At 62.0% G+C, this 17,979-nt stretch carries 12 protein-coding genes and 1 pseudogene; 7 read left to right on the top strand and 6 right to left on the bottom strand.

Translation table 11 applies throughout. The features are described from left to right. Positions 1–3,180 (top strand): efflux RND transporter permease subunit, encoded by a 3,180-nt coding sequence (locus SIAM614_RS20560; protein ID WP_006937545.1) that lies wholly within the window; start codon positions 1–3, stop codon positions 3,178–3,180. Between the two features lie 181 nt (positions 3,181–3,361). On the opposite strand, the gene SIAM614_RS20555 is transcribed toward SIAM614_RS20560, so the two are convergent. Then, positions 3,362–4,144 carry an SDR family oxidoreductase gene (locus tag SIAM614_RS20555; RefSeq protein WP_006937544.1) on the bottom strand — a complete coding sequence of 261 codons (783 nt, stop codon included), beginning with the start codon at positions 4,142–4,144 and terminating at the stop codon, positions 3,362–3,364. After that, positions 4,141–4,470, bottom strand: coding sequence for a nuclear transport factor 2 family protein (locus SIAM614_RS20550; RefSeq protein WP_006937543.1), 330 nt, complete (start codon positions 4,468–4,470; stop codon positions 4,141–4,143). The genes SIAM614_RS20555 and SIAM614_RS20550 overlap by 4 nt, the downstream gene beginning before the upstream one ends. A gap of 135 nt (positions 4,471–4,605) precedes the next feature. On the opposite strand from SIAM614_RS20550, the gene SIAM614_RS20545 reads away from it, so the two are divergent. The 5 genes from SIAM614_RS20545 to SIAM614_RS20530 all read left to right on the top strand — a co-directional run bounded on the left by SIAM614_RS20545 (position 4,606) and on the right by SIAM614_RS20530 (position 9,853). After that, on the top strand, positions 4,606–5,517 hold the full coding sequence (locus tag SIAM614_RS20545) for a LysR family transcriptional regulator (RefSeq protein ID WP_006937542.1): 912 nt from the start codon (positions 4,606–4,608) through the stop codon (positions 5,515–5,517). Positions 5,518–6,083: 566 nt separating this feature from the next. Further along, the gene (locus SIAM614_RS20540) at positions 6,084–6,488 is read left to right on the top strand and encodes an SxtJ family membrane protein (protein ID WP_040440696.1); all 405 of its coding nucleotides are present in this window, start codon (positions 6,084–6,086) and stop codon (positions 6,486–6,488) included. Between the two features lie 46 nt (positions 6,489–6,534). Continuing rightward, positions 6,535–6,684, top strand: a complete 150-nt coding sequence (locus tag SIAM614_RS32515) for a DUF5989 family protein (protein ID WP_006937533.1) — start codon at positions 6,535–6,537, stop codon at positions 6,682–6,684. Positions 6,685–6,688: 4 nt separating this feature from the next. Next, the gene (locus tag SIAM614_RS20535; RefSeq protein ID WP_085956409.1) at positions 6,689–8,524 is read left to right on the top strand and encodes a carbamoyltransferase family protein; all 1,836 of its coding nucleotides are present in this window, start codon (positions 6,689–6,691) and stop codon (positions 8,522–8,524) included. 12 nt (positions 8,525–8,536) lie between these two features. Continuing rightward, positions 8,537–9,853 carry an SGNH/GDSL hydrolase family protein gene (locus SIAM614_RS20530; RefSeq protein WP_006937529.1) on the top strand — a complete coding sequence of 439 codons (1,317 nt, stop codon included), beginning with the start codon at positions 8,537–8,539 and terminating at the stop codon, positions 9,851–9,853. A gap of 71 nt (positions 9,854–9,924) precedes the next feature. On the opposite strand, the gene SIAM614_RS30740 is transcribed toward SIAM614_RS20530, so the two are convergent. From SIAM614_RS30740 to SIAM614_RS33460, 4 genes and pseudogenes are all read right to left on the bottom strand, one after another. Next, positions 9,925–13,026, bottom strand: coding sequence for an autotransporter outer membrane beta-barrel domain-containing protein (locus SIAM614_RS30740; RefSeq protein ID WP_006937527.1), 3,102 nt, complete (start codon positions 13,024–13,026; stop codon positions 9,925–9,927). Positions 13,027–13,286: 260 nt separating this feature from the next. Further along, positions 13,287–13,541, bottom strand: a complete 255-nt coding sequence (locus SIAM614_RS20515) for a helix-turn-helix transcriptional regulator (RefSeq protein WP_006937526.1) — start codon at positions 13,539–13,541, stop codon at positions 13,287–13,289. A 501-nt stretch (positions 13,542–14,042) separates the two neighbouring features. Then, a complete protein-coding gene (locus SIAM614_RS20510; protein WP_006937524.1) occupies positions 14,043–15,233 on the bottom strand; it encodes an IS91 family transposase in 1,191 nt (396 codons plus the stop codon). A 4-nt stretch (positions 15,234–15,237) separates the two neighbouring features. Next, positions 15,238–16,076: pseudogene (locus tag SIAM614_RS33460) on the bottom strand (tyrosine-type recombinase/integrase). Positions 16,077–17,618: 1,542 nt separating this feature from the next. Between SIAM614_RS33460 and SIAM614_RS20500 the strand changes: the two are divergent. Further along, complete coding sequence (locus SIAM614_RS20500) at positions 17,619–17,939, top strand: DMT family transporter (protein ID WP_006937521.1); 321 nt, start codon at positions 17,619–17,621, stop codon at positions 17,937–17,939. Positions 17,940–17,979: the final 40 nt, after the last annotated feature.

Raw genomic sequence — 17,979 nt, 5'->3', positions numbered from 1 at the left:
ATGCGTTCTCCTGGCGGATCGCAATTTGCCTCGCTGCTGGATTATATGGTCCGGCACCGCACAGCGGCGAACCTGCTGCTGGCGATGATGCTGATCAGCGGTTTCGCCGCCTCGACGCAGATCCGGACGCAGTTCTTTCCCGATTTTGTCCGCGAGGAAGTGGAAGTCGTCGTCAACTGGTCGGGCGCCGGGCCTGAGGATCTTGACCGCGCCGTGGTCGAAATTCTGGGTCCACAGCTTCTTGCCATCAATGGTGTCGACGAAGCCACATCCGTCGCGCGCGAGGGCAAGGCCAGCATCGAACTGGAGTTCGAGGACGGCTGGGATATGAGCCAGGCGACCGACGAGGTGAAGGCCGCCGTGGACCAGGCTCGCTCCAGCCTGCCCGAAGGCATCGACGAGCCGGTCGTCACCAGAAGCGTCTATTCCGACCGGGTGACCGATGTCGTCATGTATGGGCCGGTCGATATCGACCAGCTTGCCCGATTTGCCGAGGATCTTCAGACCGTCTTTTTCCGCCAGGGCGTGACACGGGTTTCCATTCGCGGGCTGGAAGATCCGATCATCCGGGTGAATGTCGGCGAGAACATGCTGGTGCGGCACGGGCTGACGCTTGCGGAGATTGCCGATGTGGTGTCGGCCGAAATGGAAACGACGCCCGCCGGCGATGTCGCCGGCAGTTCCGCCCGGCTGCGCACCGGGCAGACCCGGCGCAGCGAGCAGGAGCTGGGCGAGATCGTTCTCAAGGCGCCCTCGCAAGGGGAAAAGCTGCAGCTCCGGTCCGTCGCCGATATCGTCACCGAAGGGGTGGAGAGCGGCCGGGCCTATTATCACAAGGGCCAGCCGGCAGTGGTTCTCAGGGTCAGCCGCAGCGCCCAGGGCGATACCATCGAGGTTCAGCGGGCGGTGGAACGCATCACGGCGGAGTTCCAGCACACGCTTCCCGAAGGGGTCGTCGTCCAGCTCACCAACACCCGCTCGCAGGCGATCATCGACCGGCTGGATATCCTGGTCGAAAACGGCATCTTCGGGCTGGCTCTGGTGCTGCTGTTCCTGTTCCTGTTCCTGTCGGCCAGAACGGCCTTCTGGGTGGCGGCCGGCATTCCGGTGGCGATGGCCGCCACTGTCGGGCTGATGTATCTCTTCGGGATCACGCTGAACATGATTTCCGTGTTCGCGCTGATCATCTGTCTCGGCATCGTCGTGGATGATGCCATCGTGGTGGGCGAGCATGCCGACTTCCTGCATCGGCGCGGCTATTCGCCGGCGGAAGCCGCCAGTCTGGCCGCCAGGCGCATGACGGCGCCAGTGTTCTGCGCTTCCATTACCACGCTGATTGCCTTTGTCGGGCTGGTGGCCATCGGCGGGCGCTTCGGCAGTCTTGTGGCCGATATTCCCTTCACGGTGTCGGTGGTGCTGATCGCCAGTCTGGTGGAATCCTTCCTCATCCTGCCGGCGCACATGAACCACGCTTTGAAGGCCAGCAAGAAAAAGCACTGGTTCGATCTGCCCAACCGCCTGTTCAACCGGGGCTTCGTCTGGTTCCGGGAAAAGCTGTTCCGCCGGTTCGTCACCTGGGTTATTGCCGTGCGCTATCCGGCAATCGGCTTTGCGCTGATGATCCTGGCGCTGTCGCTGACGCTGGTACTGGACAAATCCGTGCGCTGGCGCTTTTTCAACGCGCCGGAGCAGGCGGTGGTTTCCGCCAGCATTGCCATGATGCCGGGAGCAAAGCGCGATGACACCAAGGCGATGATCGCGGAGATGGAACGGGCGCTTGACGTGGTTAGCCGGCGCTATGGTGAAAAATACGGCGCGGATCCTGTCATCTTCGCGCTTTCCACCGTTGGCGCGACCGCCGGGCGCGGCCTGAGCGGCGCAGACACCAAGGACGCAGACCAGCTCGGCGGCATTTCCATCGAACTGCTCGACCCGGACCTTCGGCCCTATTCAGCCTTTCAGTTCATTGGCGACTGGCGCGAAGAAATCAAGAAGCCGCCGCTTCTGGAAACGCTGGCCCTGCGCGGCGAGCGCTCGGGCCCGGGCGGCGATGCCATCGACGTCAAGCTCTATGGCAACTCCACGGAAAACCTGAAGGCCGCCGCCGAAAGCCTGAAACAGTCGCTGGGTGCCATGGAGGGTGTCAGCGCGCTGGAAGATACGCTGGCCTATGACAAGCCGGAACTGAACCTGACGCTGACACCGCGCGGCGAAGCGCTTGGCTTCACCACGGACGAAATCGCCCGTGTCCTGCGCAACCGGCTGGAGGGTATCAAGGTTGCCGAGTTCCCGATCGGCCGGCGCACGGCCACCGTAAAGGTGCTGCTGCCGGACGAGGAGACGGATGCCGCTTTTCTCTACACCACGCGGGTGCGCACCGATGCCGGAACCTATGTTTCCCTGAGCGAGATCGTCAATGTCGAGAGCACCTACGGCTTTGCCTCGGTCCGCCGCAGCGACGGCCTGCGCACGTTGCGTGTCTACGGCGATGTGTCGGAGGACAACCCGGAAGCTGCCGCAAGGGTGACAGAGGTGCTGCAGACCGAGCTTCTGCCCCAACTTGCCGCCGATTACGACGTTGAAAGCGAAATGAGCGGGCTGGCGGAACAGGAACGCTCGTTCCTCTCCGATGCCCTGATCGGCTTTGCCCTGTGCCTCGCCGGTATCTATCTGGTGCTGTGCTGGATCTTCGAATCCTGGACCCGGCCGCTGATGATCATGATCATCATTCCCTTCGGCTGCGTCGGCATGATCTGGGGGCACTATCTGCACGGCGTACCGCTGTCGATGTTCTCCGTCGTCGGCTTCATTGGCATGGCGGGCATCATCATTAACGATAGCATCGTGCTGGTGACCACCATCGACGAATACGCCAGGGACCACCCCTTCCGGCAGGCAGTGGTCAACGGCGTCTGCGACCGGCTGCGCGCGGTCGTGCTGACCACGGCCACCACGGTGTTCGGCCTGGCTCCGCTCCTGTTTGAAACCAGCCGCCAGGCCCAGTTCCTGCTGCCAACGGTCATCACGCTGGCCTACGGCCTGGGCGTCGGCCTGTTCCTGGTCATCCTGCTGGTACCAGCCCTGCTGGCGGTGCAGAAAGACTTCGGCCAATCCATCACCAGCGGCAAACGCCTGCTCAAGGCCCGCGGCCGGGCACCGCTTTCGGGTGGGCGGGTGTGAGGTTGGGGGTGGTCTTGCGGAGTGTGGTCTTGGCGAGCATGGGGTTTGCAACGATAGACTGCAACGGGGGCGGTGAGGAGAGCGCCCGCTGTTGAGAGTTGCGGTGAAAAGGCAGACATGTTCCCTATTCCCAGATTGGCGGGGGGGGAGCACACCCGCCTGATCCCGTGTTGCGATGAACCTACGTTGTCGGCACGGTTCCGCCGTCAATGACATATTCGGTACCGGTTATTGTCGCGGCGCGGTCGGAAGCCAGGAAGGCTATAAGGTTCGCGACTTCTTCCGGTTTTGTTGGGCGACCGATCGGAATGCCACCTAGCGAATCCATAATGATCTTCTTGCCGCCTTCGTAGTCGGTGCCGGCTTGCTCTGCAAGACGCTCCGCGAGGCGTACCGAAGCTTCGGTCTCGATCCAGCTTGGTGATACACTCAAGACCCGCACGCCTTTGGGCGAGACCTCTTTAGACAAGGCCTTGCTGTAGGTCGAAAGCGCAGCCTTTGCCGCTGCGTAGGCGGTTGTTGACTCAGGCAACGGCAACTCCCTTTGGATCGACGACACATGGATAACGACGCCGCTGCCTCTATCGACCATGTCCGGGACAAGATGGCGATCCAACCGCACCGCAGGAAAGAGGTTGAGATAGAGTTCGTTATGCCATTCGGCGTCGGTCAGCGCCTTGAACCCGCCAGCCGGAGCGGAGGACCCTCCAAGCATATGCACAATGATGTCCACGCTTCCAAGGCGCTCCCGGACGGCGGTTCCCAGGGTGTCGCAGCCTTCAACTGATGTCAGGTCTGCCGCAACGAAGTGAACGCCTTCCTCAGGCGTTTCTGGCCTGGTGCGCGCACTGGTCATCACCACGGCGCCGAGTTCGCGGAATTGCCTGACCGTCGCAGCTCCGGCGCCGCGAGTACCGGACGTGATGAGCGCCCGCTTACCGGCAAGACTGATAAACGGGGTCATGGGACGATCTCCAACTCAGAGATCCTGCCTTCTCTCAGGACGAAGAAATACCGCAGGTCAACCGGGCTGCCGGGGAAGTCTCCGACAACATGGCCCGTCACCACCGTGCGGCCCTCTTCTTTCCCGATCGCAAATGGCTCGACCGTATAGGAGAACTTGCTCGACGCTGCCGCCTTCCAGCGACGGATCGCCTCTCGTCCGGCGTATACCTGTTGTTCGTCTTTCACCGCCGCGTCCTCGTTGAAACACTCTGCCACTGCTTCAGCGTTCCTGCTCCCGTCGGCTTCAAAATAGGCCGCTATTGGTCCTGGCAACTGCATGTCCATGTCGCACCTCCGTCTCTGGTGACCGTACCCGCCGGATCAATTGGCTGCCCCGGCGTCGATGCTATGGATATAAGGCTGTACATTAGTTGCGATAATTGGGATAAATCTGGATGTAACATTTCGAAAAGCGAAACAATGTCGCGACAGCTCCTAATCGAACTTGAAGCGGTGCTTGCCATCTCCGCTCAAAGGTCTTTTCGTGCAGCAGCGCTCGAGCTCGGCCTGTCGACAACTGCGCTCAGCAACCTAATCGGCAAAGTCGAGCGCCAACTCGGCGTCCGCCTGTTCAATCGCACCACGCGTAGCGTTTCATTGACGGATGCCGGGCGAACCTTCGTCGAACAGGTGGCGCCTGCGCTTCGCGAAATACGGGAAGCGACGGCAGTCGCGCGATCACAGCAAGATACCCCCTGCGGGACGTTGCGTATCAATGCCTTTGCCACCGGTGCCCGCGAAATCTTAGCGCCACTCGTGCTGGCCTTCCTGCGGCGCTACCCACAGGTGCACGTCGACTTAGTCACCGAAGGGCGTGTCGTCGACATTGTCGCCGAAGGGTTCGATCTGGGTGTTCGGACTGCCGACCTGGTGCCGAGTGACATGATCGCGGTTCCGCTTGGTGCGCCTCGTAGTTTCGCCGTGGTCGCCACTCCTTCCTACTTCGAGGAGCACGGAAGCCCTTGCGCGCCCCCCGATCTTCTCGCCCACCAGTGTATTTGCATCCGGCTACCGAACGGTGCCCCCTATCGCTGGCACTTCGAGAAGGGGGGAAGGCCCCTCCAGATCGAAGTCGCGGGCCCGATCACTCTTGACGATGCGACCCTTGCACGGATCGCCGTTCTCGACGGGATCGGAATCGGCTTCTTCATGGAAGCCGACGTACGCGACGAGATCGCTGCCGGCAAGCTAACACGCGTCCTGAAGGAATGGACCCCGCCGACAACGCCGCTGTGCCTCTACTACCCGGGTCGCAAGAACCCATCAGCGGCGTTCCGTGCATTCATCGATATGGCAAGAGATCACGGACGGGCTGCAATCCAGAGCACATAGTCAAGTTTTTTGAGCAGTTCTGCATCCGGATATGAATCGAAGTTCTGGGCTTAGCCGAATGAATGACTGTATGTTTGTGAACGGCAGGTTTCAGGTGATACTATTGCAGGTCTGAACAACCAAGTTGGGAGCGCTTGCGGACTGGCTGATTGCAGCCGCCGCACGGCTGATGCCGACATTCACCCGCCGATAGGGTGCTGCAATGCAGTTCGCCGAAGCTGTCATTCGTTGCGGCGTTGTCGCGGCTACAGGTCACCGCGGCAAAAGGCAAGGTTGGCCGAGAACGGGTGATCTCGGAAGCTCGAAGCCTGATTGATGAGTTCAATCAGGCCCATCGGAAGAAGGATGTAGTCATCGATGCGCACACCGGAGCTGGCGTGCGTACTTCCTCTAGGTTCAATGGCTTACGCCCCCTAGGGGGAGAAACTGGATTGACGCAGAGAATTCCCCACTCGATTGGTGCAACATCACCATTTCATGAAGTTATTTTTTCGGGTACTTTTATTGGCGACTATGCCGTTTGATTTTGATATGGGTAATGCTTCTTTTTATTAGTGTGTTTCCAAATGAGTGATAATCAGTTCAATACATCGGTCAGGATGGGCTCCGAACGGAATTTCGGGCTGGTCTTCGCGGCGGTTTTTGCACTGATCGGGCTGTGGCCGATCACGGGCGGCGCCGCGCCGCGCTGGGTTTTGCTTGGCCTTTCGGCGGTTTTCATCGCCTTCGCCATGTTTGCGCCGCAGATCCTGCGTGTGCCCAACAGGTTGTGGTTCAAGCTGGGCCTGCTGCTTGGTGCCGTGGTGGCGCCGATCGTGATGGCGATTGTCTATCTTCTCGTATTGGTTCCAATCGGGCTGGCGATGCGGGCCAGCGGAAAGGATCCGCTTTCAAGGAAAATGGATCCGACTGAAAAATCATATTGGATTCCCAGAACCGAACAGCCGAAGCCCATGAAACTGCAATATTAAGACGAAATACCGGCACGGTTTCAAAACAAAGCAAGGAGTAGGCTCTATGTCGATGATCGCAGAACTGTGGGGTTTTTTGCTCGAAAGGCGGAAATTCTGGCTTTTGCCCGTCTTCATAGTGCTGGCGATTTTCGGCGCGCTGATCGTTCTCAGCCAGGGCTCGGCGGTCGCTCCCTTCATCTATACGCTGTTCTAGGCCTGTGACGGCTATCCTTGGTATTTCGGCGCTGTATCACGACAGCGCGGCGGCGTTGCTGGTCGATGGCCGGATCGTGGCCGCCGTGCAGGAGGAGCGATTTACCCGGCGCAAGCACGATGCCGGGTTTCCGGCCCATGCCATCGCCTATGTGCTGGAGGAAGCCGGGCTGGACCTGGCAGGTGTCGATCACGTTGCCTTCTACGACAAGCCCTTCCTGAAGTTCGAGCGCCTGCTGGAGACCTATCTGGCCAATGTCCCGCGCGGCTTCGCCTCGTTCCGGATGGCGATGCCGGTCTGGCTGCGTGAGAAGCTGTTCCTGAAGGACCTGCTGAAGCGAGAACTGAGCCTTTTCGACCCGCGTTTCTCAGCGGACAAGCTGCTGTTCGGCGAACATCACGTCAGCCATGCCGCCAGCGCCTTCTACTCCTCCCCCTTCGAAGAGGCTGTGGTGCTGACCATCGACGGGGTCGGGGAATGGGCGACGACCACGGTCGCCATCGGGCGCGGCAAGGATCTGGAAATCCAGCGCGAGTTGCACTTCCCACATTCGCTGGGCCTGCTCTATTCCGCCTTCACCTATTACACCGGCTTCAAGGTAAATTCCGGCGAATACAAGGTGATGGGGCTTGCCCCCTATGGGCAGCCACGCTTTCGCGACCTGATGCTGGAGCGGATCGTCGATGTAAAGCCGGACGGCTCGTTCCGGCTGGATCAGCGCTATTTCAACTATGCGACCGGGCTTACCATGACCAGCAAGGCCATGGAGGATCTTTTCGGCCATCCTGTGCGCAAGCCCGAGACAGAGCCGCTGACACAGTTCCACATGGATATCGCTGCATCTGTCCAGGCCGTGACCGAGGAGATCCTGCTGCGCATGACCCGCGCGCTGGCTCAGGAATACGGTATCCCCTCGCTGTGCCTTGCCGGCGGGGTGGCGCTGAACTGCGTGGCCAACGGCAAGATCTTGCGCGACGGCGCCTTTCGCGACATCTGGGTGCAGCCGGCGGCGGGCGATGCCGGGGGCGCGCTCGGGGCGGCGCAGGCGGCCTGGCATATGGAACTGGGCCAACCCCGACAGGCGCAGCCCGGCGATGCCATGCGGGGCGCCTATCTGGGGCCAGCCTTCGACGACGACCGGATCGCGGCGGAATTGACGGCGGCGGGGGCCAGCTTTACCCGGCTGGACGAGGGTGAGATCCTGACCCGCAGTGCACAGGCGCTGGCGGATGGCAAGGCCGTGGGCTGGTTTCAGGGGCGGATGGAATTCGGGCCGCGCGCGCTTGGCAACCGTTCGATCCTAGGCGATCCGCGCTCGGACTCCATGCAGAAGCTTCTGAACCTCAGGGTGAAATACCGCGAGAGCTTCCGGCCCTTCGCGCCCTCTGTGCTGCGCGAGCATGTCAGCGAGTGGTTCGATCTGGACGTCGACAGCCCCTATATGCTGCTGGTCGCCTATGTCTGCGAACATATCCGGCGCCAGATGACGTCCGAGGAAGAAGCCCTGTTCGGCATCGACAAGCTGAACATCCGCCGCTCGGCCATTCCCGCCGTGACCCATGTCGACTATTCGGCCCGCGTGCAGACCGTGCATCGCGACACCAACCCGAAATATCACGCGCTGATCTCCGCTTTTAACGACCTGACCGGCTGCCCGCTGCTGGTCAATACCTCGTTCAACGTGCGCGGAGAGCCGATCGTCTGCACTCCGACCGACGCCTTCCGCTGCTTCATGGGCACCGGGATCGAGGTGCTGGTCGCCGGCAATTGCCTGCTGGAGAAAGAGGCGCAGGACGCCTCGCTGCACGAGAATTACGAAAACAGGTACGAACTGGACTGATCGGAGAAGCCCTTGCCAATCGCTGGCCGCCATCGGCGGACTGCCATCATCCTGTGCCTGATCCCGGCGAGTTATTTCGTGCTGACCGCGATCTTCGCTCTGGCGCATTACGACGACTACGCGTCGGGCCTGCCCCGGCTGCTGCGCTATGTGGTGGGACCGCTGGCGATTGCAGGCATGCTGGGCGGTTGCGCCATGCTGTTGCCGCGCGACCATGCGCTGACAACGGGGATCACTGCCTGCTCGATCCTTGTCGCAATGTTCCTCTTCGAGGGCTATATGCGCTGGCAAAACCTGCCGCAGCGGGTGGGCCTGGCCGGGATCGTCGATGGCGGCGCCGATCAGGACCGCTACGGCGGCGCCATGCCCCCGGCCTATACGATCAAGGCGCTTAATGCCAAATTAGGGACCGAAACTCTGGCCGATGCGGTGCTTTCCGGGATACCCGGAACCGAGATGCTGCTGTGCAGCCGCATGGGCGTGCCGGTCACGACACGCACCGACCGTTACGGTTTTCGCAACCCGCAGCCGGATACCTCTGCGCCGGTCGATGTGATGATCCTTGGCGATTCCTTTGCCGAGGGCATCTGCCTTGAAGATGGCCAGCATCTCGTCGACCAGATGCGCGCGGGCGGGGCTTCGATCCTGAACACTGCCACAAGGGGCGCGGGCCCCTTGTATGAACTGGCGGTCCTTGGCCGTTATGGCCCGCATTTCCGACCCCGTATCACCGTTGTCGCCTTTTTCGAGGGGAATGACTGGGAAAACCTGACCGTAGAGCTCGAACAGCCATGGCTGCACGAGGCTCTGACGCCGGGAGCAGATTTCGGTCCGATTGAGATGGACGCGGCGCAGCGCGCGGGCGCGGCCCGGATCATCACCGACTGGTGGCAGGGCACCGCCGCCAGTCTGGAGGAATATTTGCGCCGCCGGTCCTATATGCGCAATTTCCTCGCCCTGCAGGAAACCGCCAGCATACTGGGCCTGCACTACCCCAAGGCAGCCGGCGACAACCCGGAATTCGAGCAGATCCTGCATCGTATGAAGCAGATCGCGGATGGCTGGCAGGGGCAGGTAGTGGTGGTCTATATCCCCGCGCTCGACCAGTTCGGAGGGCTGTTTCCGCATGGCTTCGTCAGCGCCCCGCTACGCCGGAACGTGGCTCGCGCGGCCGAGGACGCAGGGGTGGGCCTGATCGATCTGACCCCGACCTTTCGCGACCGTCCCTCGCCACTGGGGCTTTACGCGCCGGATGCGCATCTGAATGCCGAAGGCGCCGCGCTTGCTGCTGGCAGGATCATGACCGACCCGCTCCTGGCTCTCCCCTGACCCCCGCCTTGCCGGGAACAGGGGACGCGGCCAGGATGCTGGCAAAGGTCAAACTGCTCGAGGAGCCCTCATCAGAAGCTGATATTGACCCTTGCGTTTGCTCCCTGGTCGCTTGCGTTCTCCCCGAAGGCTCCCTGGTAGGAAAGGCCGAGCGTGGTGCGGTCGGTGATGGTGAGGGCAAGTCCTGCCTCGACAAGGGCTGTGTCCCGGTCGAGGGGCACACCCTGGACCGTGAAGGGATCAAGACCGGACAGGGCCATGCGCTGATCGGGCGTCAGATCACCTATGGCGTGGCGCCAGCCAAAGGCGCCGGTGAGCGCCACCGAGACACCGTCGGTGGTCGCAAGCGTTTTCGACATGCGAAGGCCGAGCGTGCTTGAGCCCAGAAGCTGGCTGGAGCCATCTCCGGTGAGCGCCAGGGCGGCGGAGCCCTGCTCCTGGAAGGCGTCTGTCTGCTGATGCAGGAGCGCTAGTCCGGCGAAGGGAGAGACCAGCAGCCAGGGTGTTTCCAGGGCATAGGAGGCTTCGCCGAACACTTGCGCGGTCCGGGACCAGTAGTCCGCCGAGAGCGTGTCCTTCAGGCTGCCTACGGCAACGGCGCGCTCGCTTGTCACATCGTGCCAGCTGTAGGCAGCGCCGAAGGTGAGACCGAGGTCGGAAAGCCGTACCCCGCCATAGGCGCCAAGGGTGTAGCTGTTCGCATCCGCTGAGGAAGCCCGCGCGGAAACGCTGGCCTGGCTCTGGCCGAGACCGGCCAGCAGCCCGAAGCGGGCCTGGGGCCAGGCGGTTGCCTCAAGCCCGACGAGGGCGCCGCCGGTGCTGCGCGAGAGCGTGGCTGCATTGCCATCGCCGTCGAGCTTGCCATAGGCGCCGTAGGCGCTGCCCCAGGTGGTGAGGTTGAAGCCTGAACCGGTGCCCAGACCTGGACCCCGCGGGCCGACCGGACCGTTGAAGGCGATCTCGGGCACCTCCGAAAAGCCGGCGAAGGCATCGTGAATGCGGCTGGTCACCGTGTCGCGCAGCCGGGCACTGTCGTTGAGGAACAGTGACGGCAGCGAGGCATGGATCTCGCCTGACAGGCTGTCATAGGCGCGCCGTGCCTGGGTCTCGTTCAGGCCCGCAACAGCCCGGTAGAGATCGCTGGTGGAGGCAAGCCCGCTGAGGGAGCCTGCCACCGCCCGCTGGTTGGCGGTGCGCGCCACATCGGCAAAGCTTATGTCGTTGCGGATCAGATCCAGGGTCACCGAGGTGGCGCCATAGGACAGCTCGGCATCGAGGAAAGCAAAGTTCTCGTTGACCGTGCCAAACGTGCCGGTAACAGCCGTGCCTGCGGTTATGATTGTGTATGTGGTGGACGGAGCATAGCTGGAGCCATCGTCTGTACCGTTTTCCGCCAGAATTTTGACTGCGGCGCCACTGTCGATGGTCACGGTCCCGGTGGCGGCGATCTTGTCGGAGTTCCCGGCGCTGTCGACTTCCACGTCATAGGTCGAGCCTGCGGCAAAGGAAACGTTGCCGGCGACATTGAGAGTGCCGATGGAATTGCCAGGCGCGATCGTGCTGCCGGAATTGGCGGTCACATTACCAAGTGTGCCAGACCCGCCCACGGTGCCGCCGTTCAGGGTCGTCGCGCCGATGCGCCCGTTGACCACCAGCCTGCCGCCGGAAACCGTGGTACCCCCGGTGTGCGTGTTCGCCCCGGTCAGTGTCAACGTACCCGCGCCGGATTTGATCAGCGAACCGGTGCCGCTGATCGCCCCGCCATATGTTGTGGTGCCCGACTGGTTCACCGTGAGCCCCGCACTGCCCAACGAAACGGTTCCACCGGTACCGGAAAGCGCCGACATCGCGAGATCGTACCCGTTGAGGTCGAGTGTGCCGCCATTGACCGTGTAGACCGTGTTTGCGGCGAATGCGCCAGCCGAGCCAGCCTGCAAGGTGCCGGCCTCGACCGTCGTGTTGACGGTATGGGTGCTCGTACCGGTGAGGGTCCATGTGGAGTTGCCTGTCTTCGACAGGACTTCGAAGCCGGTGTATTTGGTGCCGATTTCTCCGGCATCGAAACTTGCGGCCGGGCTGGTATCGCCTCCCAGAACAAGCGTGTCGCTGGTGCCGCCCGCGACGACATTGCCGATGATCGTCGAACCCGCTCTCAGCTCCAGAATGTTGGTGCCTGAGGAGAATTCGATGGCATTGGCGCGAACGCCGCCGCCGGAGAGCCCTCCGGAAATCGTCCCTTTGTTGACGATGGTCAGGTCTGAGCCCGTGATGCCGGCTGCGCCAACACCTACGCTTCCGGCAGACCCGGTACTGTGATTAAAGGAGCGACCTCCTCCGCCCCCGTGGCCGCCCGCACCACCGGCGATCATTCCGCTGTTTTCAATGACGAGACCCGTGCCCGCAATCCCCGCGCCACCCGCGCCGCCGTTGCCACCTCTGCCGCCATCTTCATAAATTGCGAAGCCGCCACCCCCGCCGTTGCTGCCGCTTCCACCCGTTATTGCGCCTTGGTTTTCGAGTTTGAAATCGCTGCCTGAAAACGCCGCCGCACCGTTGCCGCCGTCGCCACCGTTGCCCGGCGATTCGAGGAGGGGAGCGAAGGGGTCGACGTCGCCGCCTTTGCCGCCCGCACCGCCATTACCGCCGGTTACCGAGCCGGACAGGGTGAGGGAAAACCCGCTTCCGGAGAGCGCGCTCGCGCCCGCGTCCCCTGCCGTACCGCTGACGCTAGCCGGGCCGCTGACACCGCTCGCCCCTGCCTCGCCGGCCAGCGTGCCCAACAAGGCGGAAGCAAGCGCGTTCGTGGAGGACACGCCAGACAGGACAAGCGATGTGCCACTCGCCGCGAGTGGCGAACCGGTGATCTCAACCGCAGCGTTCGCCCGAACCGTAACGTCCTGCGCAAAGGCCGGCAATGTTCCGGACACGGTAATGGTCGAGACCGCGGGATCGATCTCGATCACGTCCCCGCTGGCGCCTGCGCTGGCAATGGCCCAGCTCAGAGACCCCGCGACAGTGCCGCTGCCGTCATCGGTTGCTGCTGTAACGGTAAAGGTCGCGGCGCTGGCAACGTGAGGCAGCGCGACAAGCAGGGTGGCGGCGCAAAGGGCGGTGGACAGGCGGAGCCGGGCCGACAGCCGCGGCAGAATGCAATGAGCGGAAATGGTTTTCATGAAAGTCTCAGCGACAAAAGCAGGCAGACAACGACAAAGAGGCACACACGGAGTGGCGCTTCAGGCTCGCGGGAGCTGAGAGGGCGTCAAATCGGGGCATGGGACCTCCCTGGTGGTTTCAGGTGGAACCATGCGGATGCAAGGAGGCCGTTGCTGTGCGCGCCGGCCCCGCGATTGAAATATTTCGCGAGGCATGGTCCGAGACAGCTTTTTGCCGCTGCTTGAGGTGAGGCGCTATCCCCTGTTTAGGGGTTATTGTTTCAAATCAATCCCTTGCCAAGCCAGAGCGCCATCAGCACCGAACGGCTGGACACACCGTATTTGCGGAAGATCCGCTTCACGTGGTCGTGGGTGGTATGCGGGCTCTGGTTGTTCTGCTCGGCGATCTGTTTTTCCGTCAGGCCAAGCAACAGGCCTTGCAATACCTGCTGCTCGACCGGGGTCAGCGGGGCGCTTGCCACGCCAACGCCTTCTCCCAGCATCTGATGCTTGAAGAACCAGCGAATACCGCGCAACGCGTGGGAGACGATTTCCTGATCGTCCGCAGTGAAAGGCCTGATGGCGAATAACCCAACTTTTGAAATTTAGGTTTTTCCGGGAGTGCTCTGATGCCTCCCCCGAAGAGCGGTCGGATTTGTTCCGTTCTGACTTCGACTTCCCAGTTCCAGAACGACAGCTTTCGAGAACCTTGCCTGGGGTTGCTGATGTCCGATTTTGGCTAAGGTTTTCGGGTGCCGTCAGGCGTACGAAAGCCTCCCATGCAGGAACCCGCGGTCGGCACACTCCAGGCTATGGGGATTTGTTTTTCGCGGCAGGTCTTGGACAGATCCAAACAGCAGCAAATGGTGGATTGAGCCAGGCGAGCAAGCGGCATAGTAGCGTTGGCTCAACGCTTATCGCAGTGACCTTGGGCGGGTTTTCGCGGTTGTGAGCCGTCGTCTTTTCACAGTGCGCAAGCGGATCTATTGGCCGGTGCCGTTGCAGGGCGGCCGTTCGAGCGAATAGTCCATGCCGGGTCATGGCGCGGTCTCCCGGGTTGAAGCGGTGCAGCATGGCGGTGCACGGGGCTGTTGCCAGCGGGCGAAGGTCTCGATGATGATCATGTGGCCACCGCAGCAAGGGCATGTCGGGCGCGTCTCGGCAGGCTCTGGCGCATCCTTTTTGAGCTCCGTGGCGACGCTCAGCAACTCGCGAGCGTGATTGAGACTGGCCTTGCGAGAGGTGCCGGCAAGCAAGCCATAGTGGCGGATGCGATGGAAGCCGCGCGGCAGGACGTGGAGCAGGAAGCGTCGGATGAACTCGTCCGGGGTGAGCGTCATGACCTGCTGCCGGTCGGTGCCGTTGCGGCGGTAGTCCTTGTAGCGGAAGGTGACCCCGTTCTCGTCGAAGCGGATGAGACGGCGGTTCGAGATGGCGACCCTGTGGGTGTAGCGGGCCAGATAGGCGAGCACCGCTTCCGGTCCGGCAAAGGGCGGCTTGGCGTAGACGATCCAGCGTTTGCTGCGGACAGGCTTCAGATGACGCAGAAAGACCCTGCGGTTCGCCAGTTGGGTCATTGATCCGAAGAAGGCGAGCTGTCCTGTATCGTGGAGGGCGATCAACCGGCTCAGGAACAGGCGGCGGAACAGCTTGCCCAGCACACGCACCGGCAGCAGGAATGCGGGGCGCGACGATATCCAGCGCGTTCCATTGAGCGAGATGCCGCCGCCCGGCACGATCATGTGCACATGGGGATGGTGGGTCATCGCCGATCCCCAGGTGTGCAGCACCGCGGTGATGCCGATCCTTGCCCCGAGATGCTTCGGGTCGGCGGCGATCGTCAGCATCGTCTCTGAGGCTGCCCGGAACAACAGGTCGTAGACCAACGCCTTGTTCTGGAAGGCGATGGCGGCGATCTCGGCGGGCAGCGTGAAGACGACATGGAAGTAGCCGACCGGCAGGAGGTCAGCCTCCCGCTCGGCAAGCCAGGCGCGCGCGGCGGCGCCCTGACACTTGGGGCAGTGCCGGTTGCGGCAGCTGTTATAGGCGATGCGCCAGTGCCCGCAGTCCTCGCAGGCCTCGACGTGTCCGCCCAATGCAGCTGTGCGGCACTGTTCGACCGCCGACATCACCTTGAGCTGGGCAAGGCTCAGGTGTCCCTCATGGGTCGCCCGGTAGGCCGGCCCGGCAGCGCGGAAGATGTCAGCGACCTCGATTGAGGTTCGCACTTGTTCACTCGGGCGACGTCTTGCCTTCCATCTGCGCCATCAGCCGGTCGAGAGGCCCTGCGACCGCGTGGATCGTCCGGGGCGAGACCTTGGCGTAGAGCGCCGTCGTCTCCAGCTTGCTGTGTCCGAGCAGAACCTGGATGACCCTGATATCGGTACCGTCCTCCAGGAGGTGGGTTGCAAAGCTGTGCCGCAATGTATGCGGACTGACGCGCTTGCGAAGACCGGGACCTCGGCCGCTTCCTGGACGGCACGATGCAATTGCCGCGACGAGATCGGATCGGTGCAGCTGCGTCCCGGAAACAGCCAGCCATGGGGCAGCATCACGCCGCGCCGCCTGCCTTCGCGCCACCACACACGCAAGAGCTCCAGAAGTTGCGGTGAAAGCATGGCGTTGCGGTCCTTGCGTCCCTTGCCCTGTTCGACGCGGCTCAGCATGCGGGTCGAGTCGATATCGTCGACCTTGAGATGCGCGACCTCGGAGACACGCAGGCCCGCGCCATAGGCGGCACCGAGTGCCGCCTTGTATTTGATTCCAGGCACCGCCTCGAGCAAACGTGCGGCTTCCTCCACGCTCAACACCTCGGGCAGCTTGCGCGGGTTGCGGGTGATCACAAGAGTTCGCGACAAATCCCGCCGGTTCAGCGTTACCGTGAACAGGAAGCGCAGCGCCGAAACCGTGCTGTTGATCGTCGCCGTGCCCACGCCGGTCTCGTGCTGGTGCAACTGGTAGTGCCGGATGTCCTCGGCGGTCGCTGTGTCGGGAGGGCGCCCGAGGAACGCGGAGAAGTTCCTGACGTGGCGAACGTAATCATTCTGTGTATGGGAGCCCAGGCCCCGCATCACCATGTCTTGCTGCATGCGCTGACGCAGCGGTGTGATCGGGGTATCGGTCTGAAAGGTGGTCATGGCGAGTTCCTCCTGTTGAAAGGAACTCCATGCTCGGACTACTTCCTCTACCTGCCCAGAGCTTCAGACGATTCTTCTAAGCCTCGCCAAGCGTACCTTCCCGCGCAGCGGGTTCGTGCACGGGAGCGATTTGCTGACTGGCAGGTCAAGCCGGAACCAGCCAGGCAGTCCAGGGGCGGGGAGCGGACTGCCCGCTGTTGAGAGCTGCGACGTAAAGGCAGACTTACCTTCAGCTATTGCCGGTAATCGCCCATCAACACCTTGCAGCAGTTCGCGATTCATGAGCACCCGGTGAGTGTCGCGTTCCGGCCTGCGACCGACATCGTTCGTTGGTCTTTCAATCGGTTTCACGAGCCCGATCCGCCAGTTGGGTTTCCCGGAGACATTCCCGACAAGGGCATCGATCAGAACTCTGATTTTCCTGGGCGTGTTCGCGCCCGGGGGGGAAGCACGTAAAGACCGACTGCCGATGCCGGGTAGTCAAGCAACAAGGGAACCAGGTCACCGCGTTCAACCGCTTCGTTGACGAGAAGCAGGGGCGCTTGAGCAATTCCCAGCGCCGCAACCGCCCAGGCGAACGTCCGGACGGGCGCACCGAGATCTTTCTGTTGTCGGACTGGAAGACCCAGTCCGGTGAAAGTGCGGCAGTGTAAAAAAGGCAGTCATGCGCCGTCAGATCTTCGGGCGACGGTTAGGAGGACTGGCCGGACGAAGTGACCACTCCTGAACTGCTTCGCGAATAAACCCAACCGAAACGGGCCTTCCAGCCAACTGCGATGAAAGCCCTCTTCGCGCTGCTCAGCCGCCGTCTCCTGTGTCGGTGGCCTTTGTCTGTTTAGCAGTGGCTGAAGGCAATGCTCACCAGCACGAATAGCCATTTCGGCGTGCGGTGATCGGCGAGCATTTGTCCAGTTGTGGTGGCAACCAATGGCCCGTGGTTGGACGAAGCCAATCAAACCGAGAACGACGTCTCCGCTCTAAGTTTCTAAAACGATTGAAGGTTCCAAGTGTCGCAGGACCTCTGGTCGCCTTGCGCGACCGGCATGCAGCCTTTTTCGACGCACGTCGTGGAGGTGAGGACATATCGCGCCGCACCAGCTGGAGCTTGAGGGCACAAGGGCAAGTCCACCTGGAATATGCGGCAACCGGGCACATCAAATCTTCCGCTCGTGAGAACAACCACAAGGTCCAGTTCCACCCCCGCACCTGGGCATCAACAGCCAAGGGCCTTGCAGCGCTTCCGACATCACAGGATTTTTATTTGCATGCGCAAGCAAATAAATTGACTTCTTGTATATCCCAATTATTTGTATGCGCATGCAAACAATATTGCGAGTGCGGGCCCGCCTCGGGACCACGCTGCGACAAGGCAATCGCCCAACTCGATGACGGCGTCGTTCGCCGTCTCGACCAGACGAAGCAATCAAGCCGCCAGGCACAGGCTTCGAACGCAACCAGTGACGAAAGGAAAACACTATGAGCTGGCTCTATCTTGGAACCGCCGTGATCTTTGAGATCGCGGTCGCAATCAGCGCAGGCAATGCGAAGGGATTCACGCGCCTCGGGTGGACCATCACCACCCTTGCCAGCGGTGCAATCGCCACCTTCTTCCTCAGCCTTGCCCTTCTCACCTTCGATGTCGGCGTAGGCTACGCCATCTGGACCTCCGTTGCAGGCGTCGGGATCGTTATCCTTGGTGCCCTGTTCTTCGGCCAGAAACTCAACCTGAAAAAGTCTCTCGGCATCGCCCTCGTGATCGGAGGCGTCGTCGGACTGCGCCTCAGTGGCGCGGCGTAACGAACAGCCTTCCCTCACACAATTCCCATCCGACCTGAAA

The organism is Roseibium aggregatum IAM 12614, from assembly GCF_000168975.1.
Lineage (GTDB): Bacteria > Pseudomonadota > Alphaproteobacteria > Rhizobiales > Stappiaceae > Roseibium > Roseibium aggregatum.
This window is presented reverse-complemented; position numbering and strand designations above follow the sequence as displayed.

What these genes read in the sequence shown, in the direction of transcription:
- SIAM614_RS20560 (WP_006937545.1), top strand. Translation starts at nt 1, where the DNA reads ATGCGTTCTCCTGGCGGATCGCAATTTGCCTCGCTGCTGGATTATATG.
- SIAM614_RS20555 (WP_006937544.1), bottom strand. Translation starts at nt 4,144, where the DNA reads ATGACCCCGTTTATCAGTCTTGCCGGTAAGCGGGCGCTCATCACGTCC.
- SIAM614_RS20550 (WP_006937543.1), bottom strand. Translation starts at nt 4,470, where the DNA reads ATGGACATGCAGTTGCCAGGACCAATAGCGGCCTATTTTGAAGCCGAC.
- SIAM614_RS20545 (WP_006937542.1), top strand. Translation starts at nt 4,606, where the DNA reads ATGTCGCGACAGCTCCTAATCGAACTTGAAGCGGTGCTTGCCATCTCC.
- SIAM614_RS20540 (WP_040440696.1), top strand. Translation starts at nt 6,084, where the DNA reads ATGAGTGATAATCAGTTCAATACATCGGTCAGGATGGGCTCCGAACGG.
- SIAM614_RS32515 (WP_006937533.1), top strand. Translation starts at nt 6,535, where the DNA reads ATGTCGATGATCGCAGAACTGTGGGGTTTTTTGCTCGAAAGGCGGAAA.
- SIAM614_RS30740 (WP_006937527.1), bottom strand. Translation starts at nt 13,026, where the DNA reads ATGAAAACCATTTCCGCTCATTGCATTCTGCCGCGGCTGTCGGCCCGG.
- SIAM614_RS20500 (WP_006937521.1), top strand. Translation starts at nt 17,619, where the DNA reads ATGAGCTGGCTCTATCTTGGAACCGCCGTGATCTTTGAGATCGCGGTC.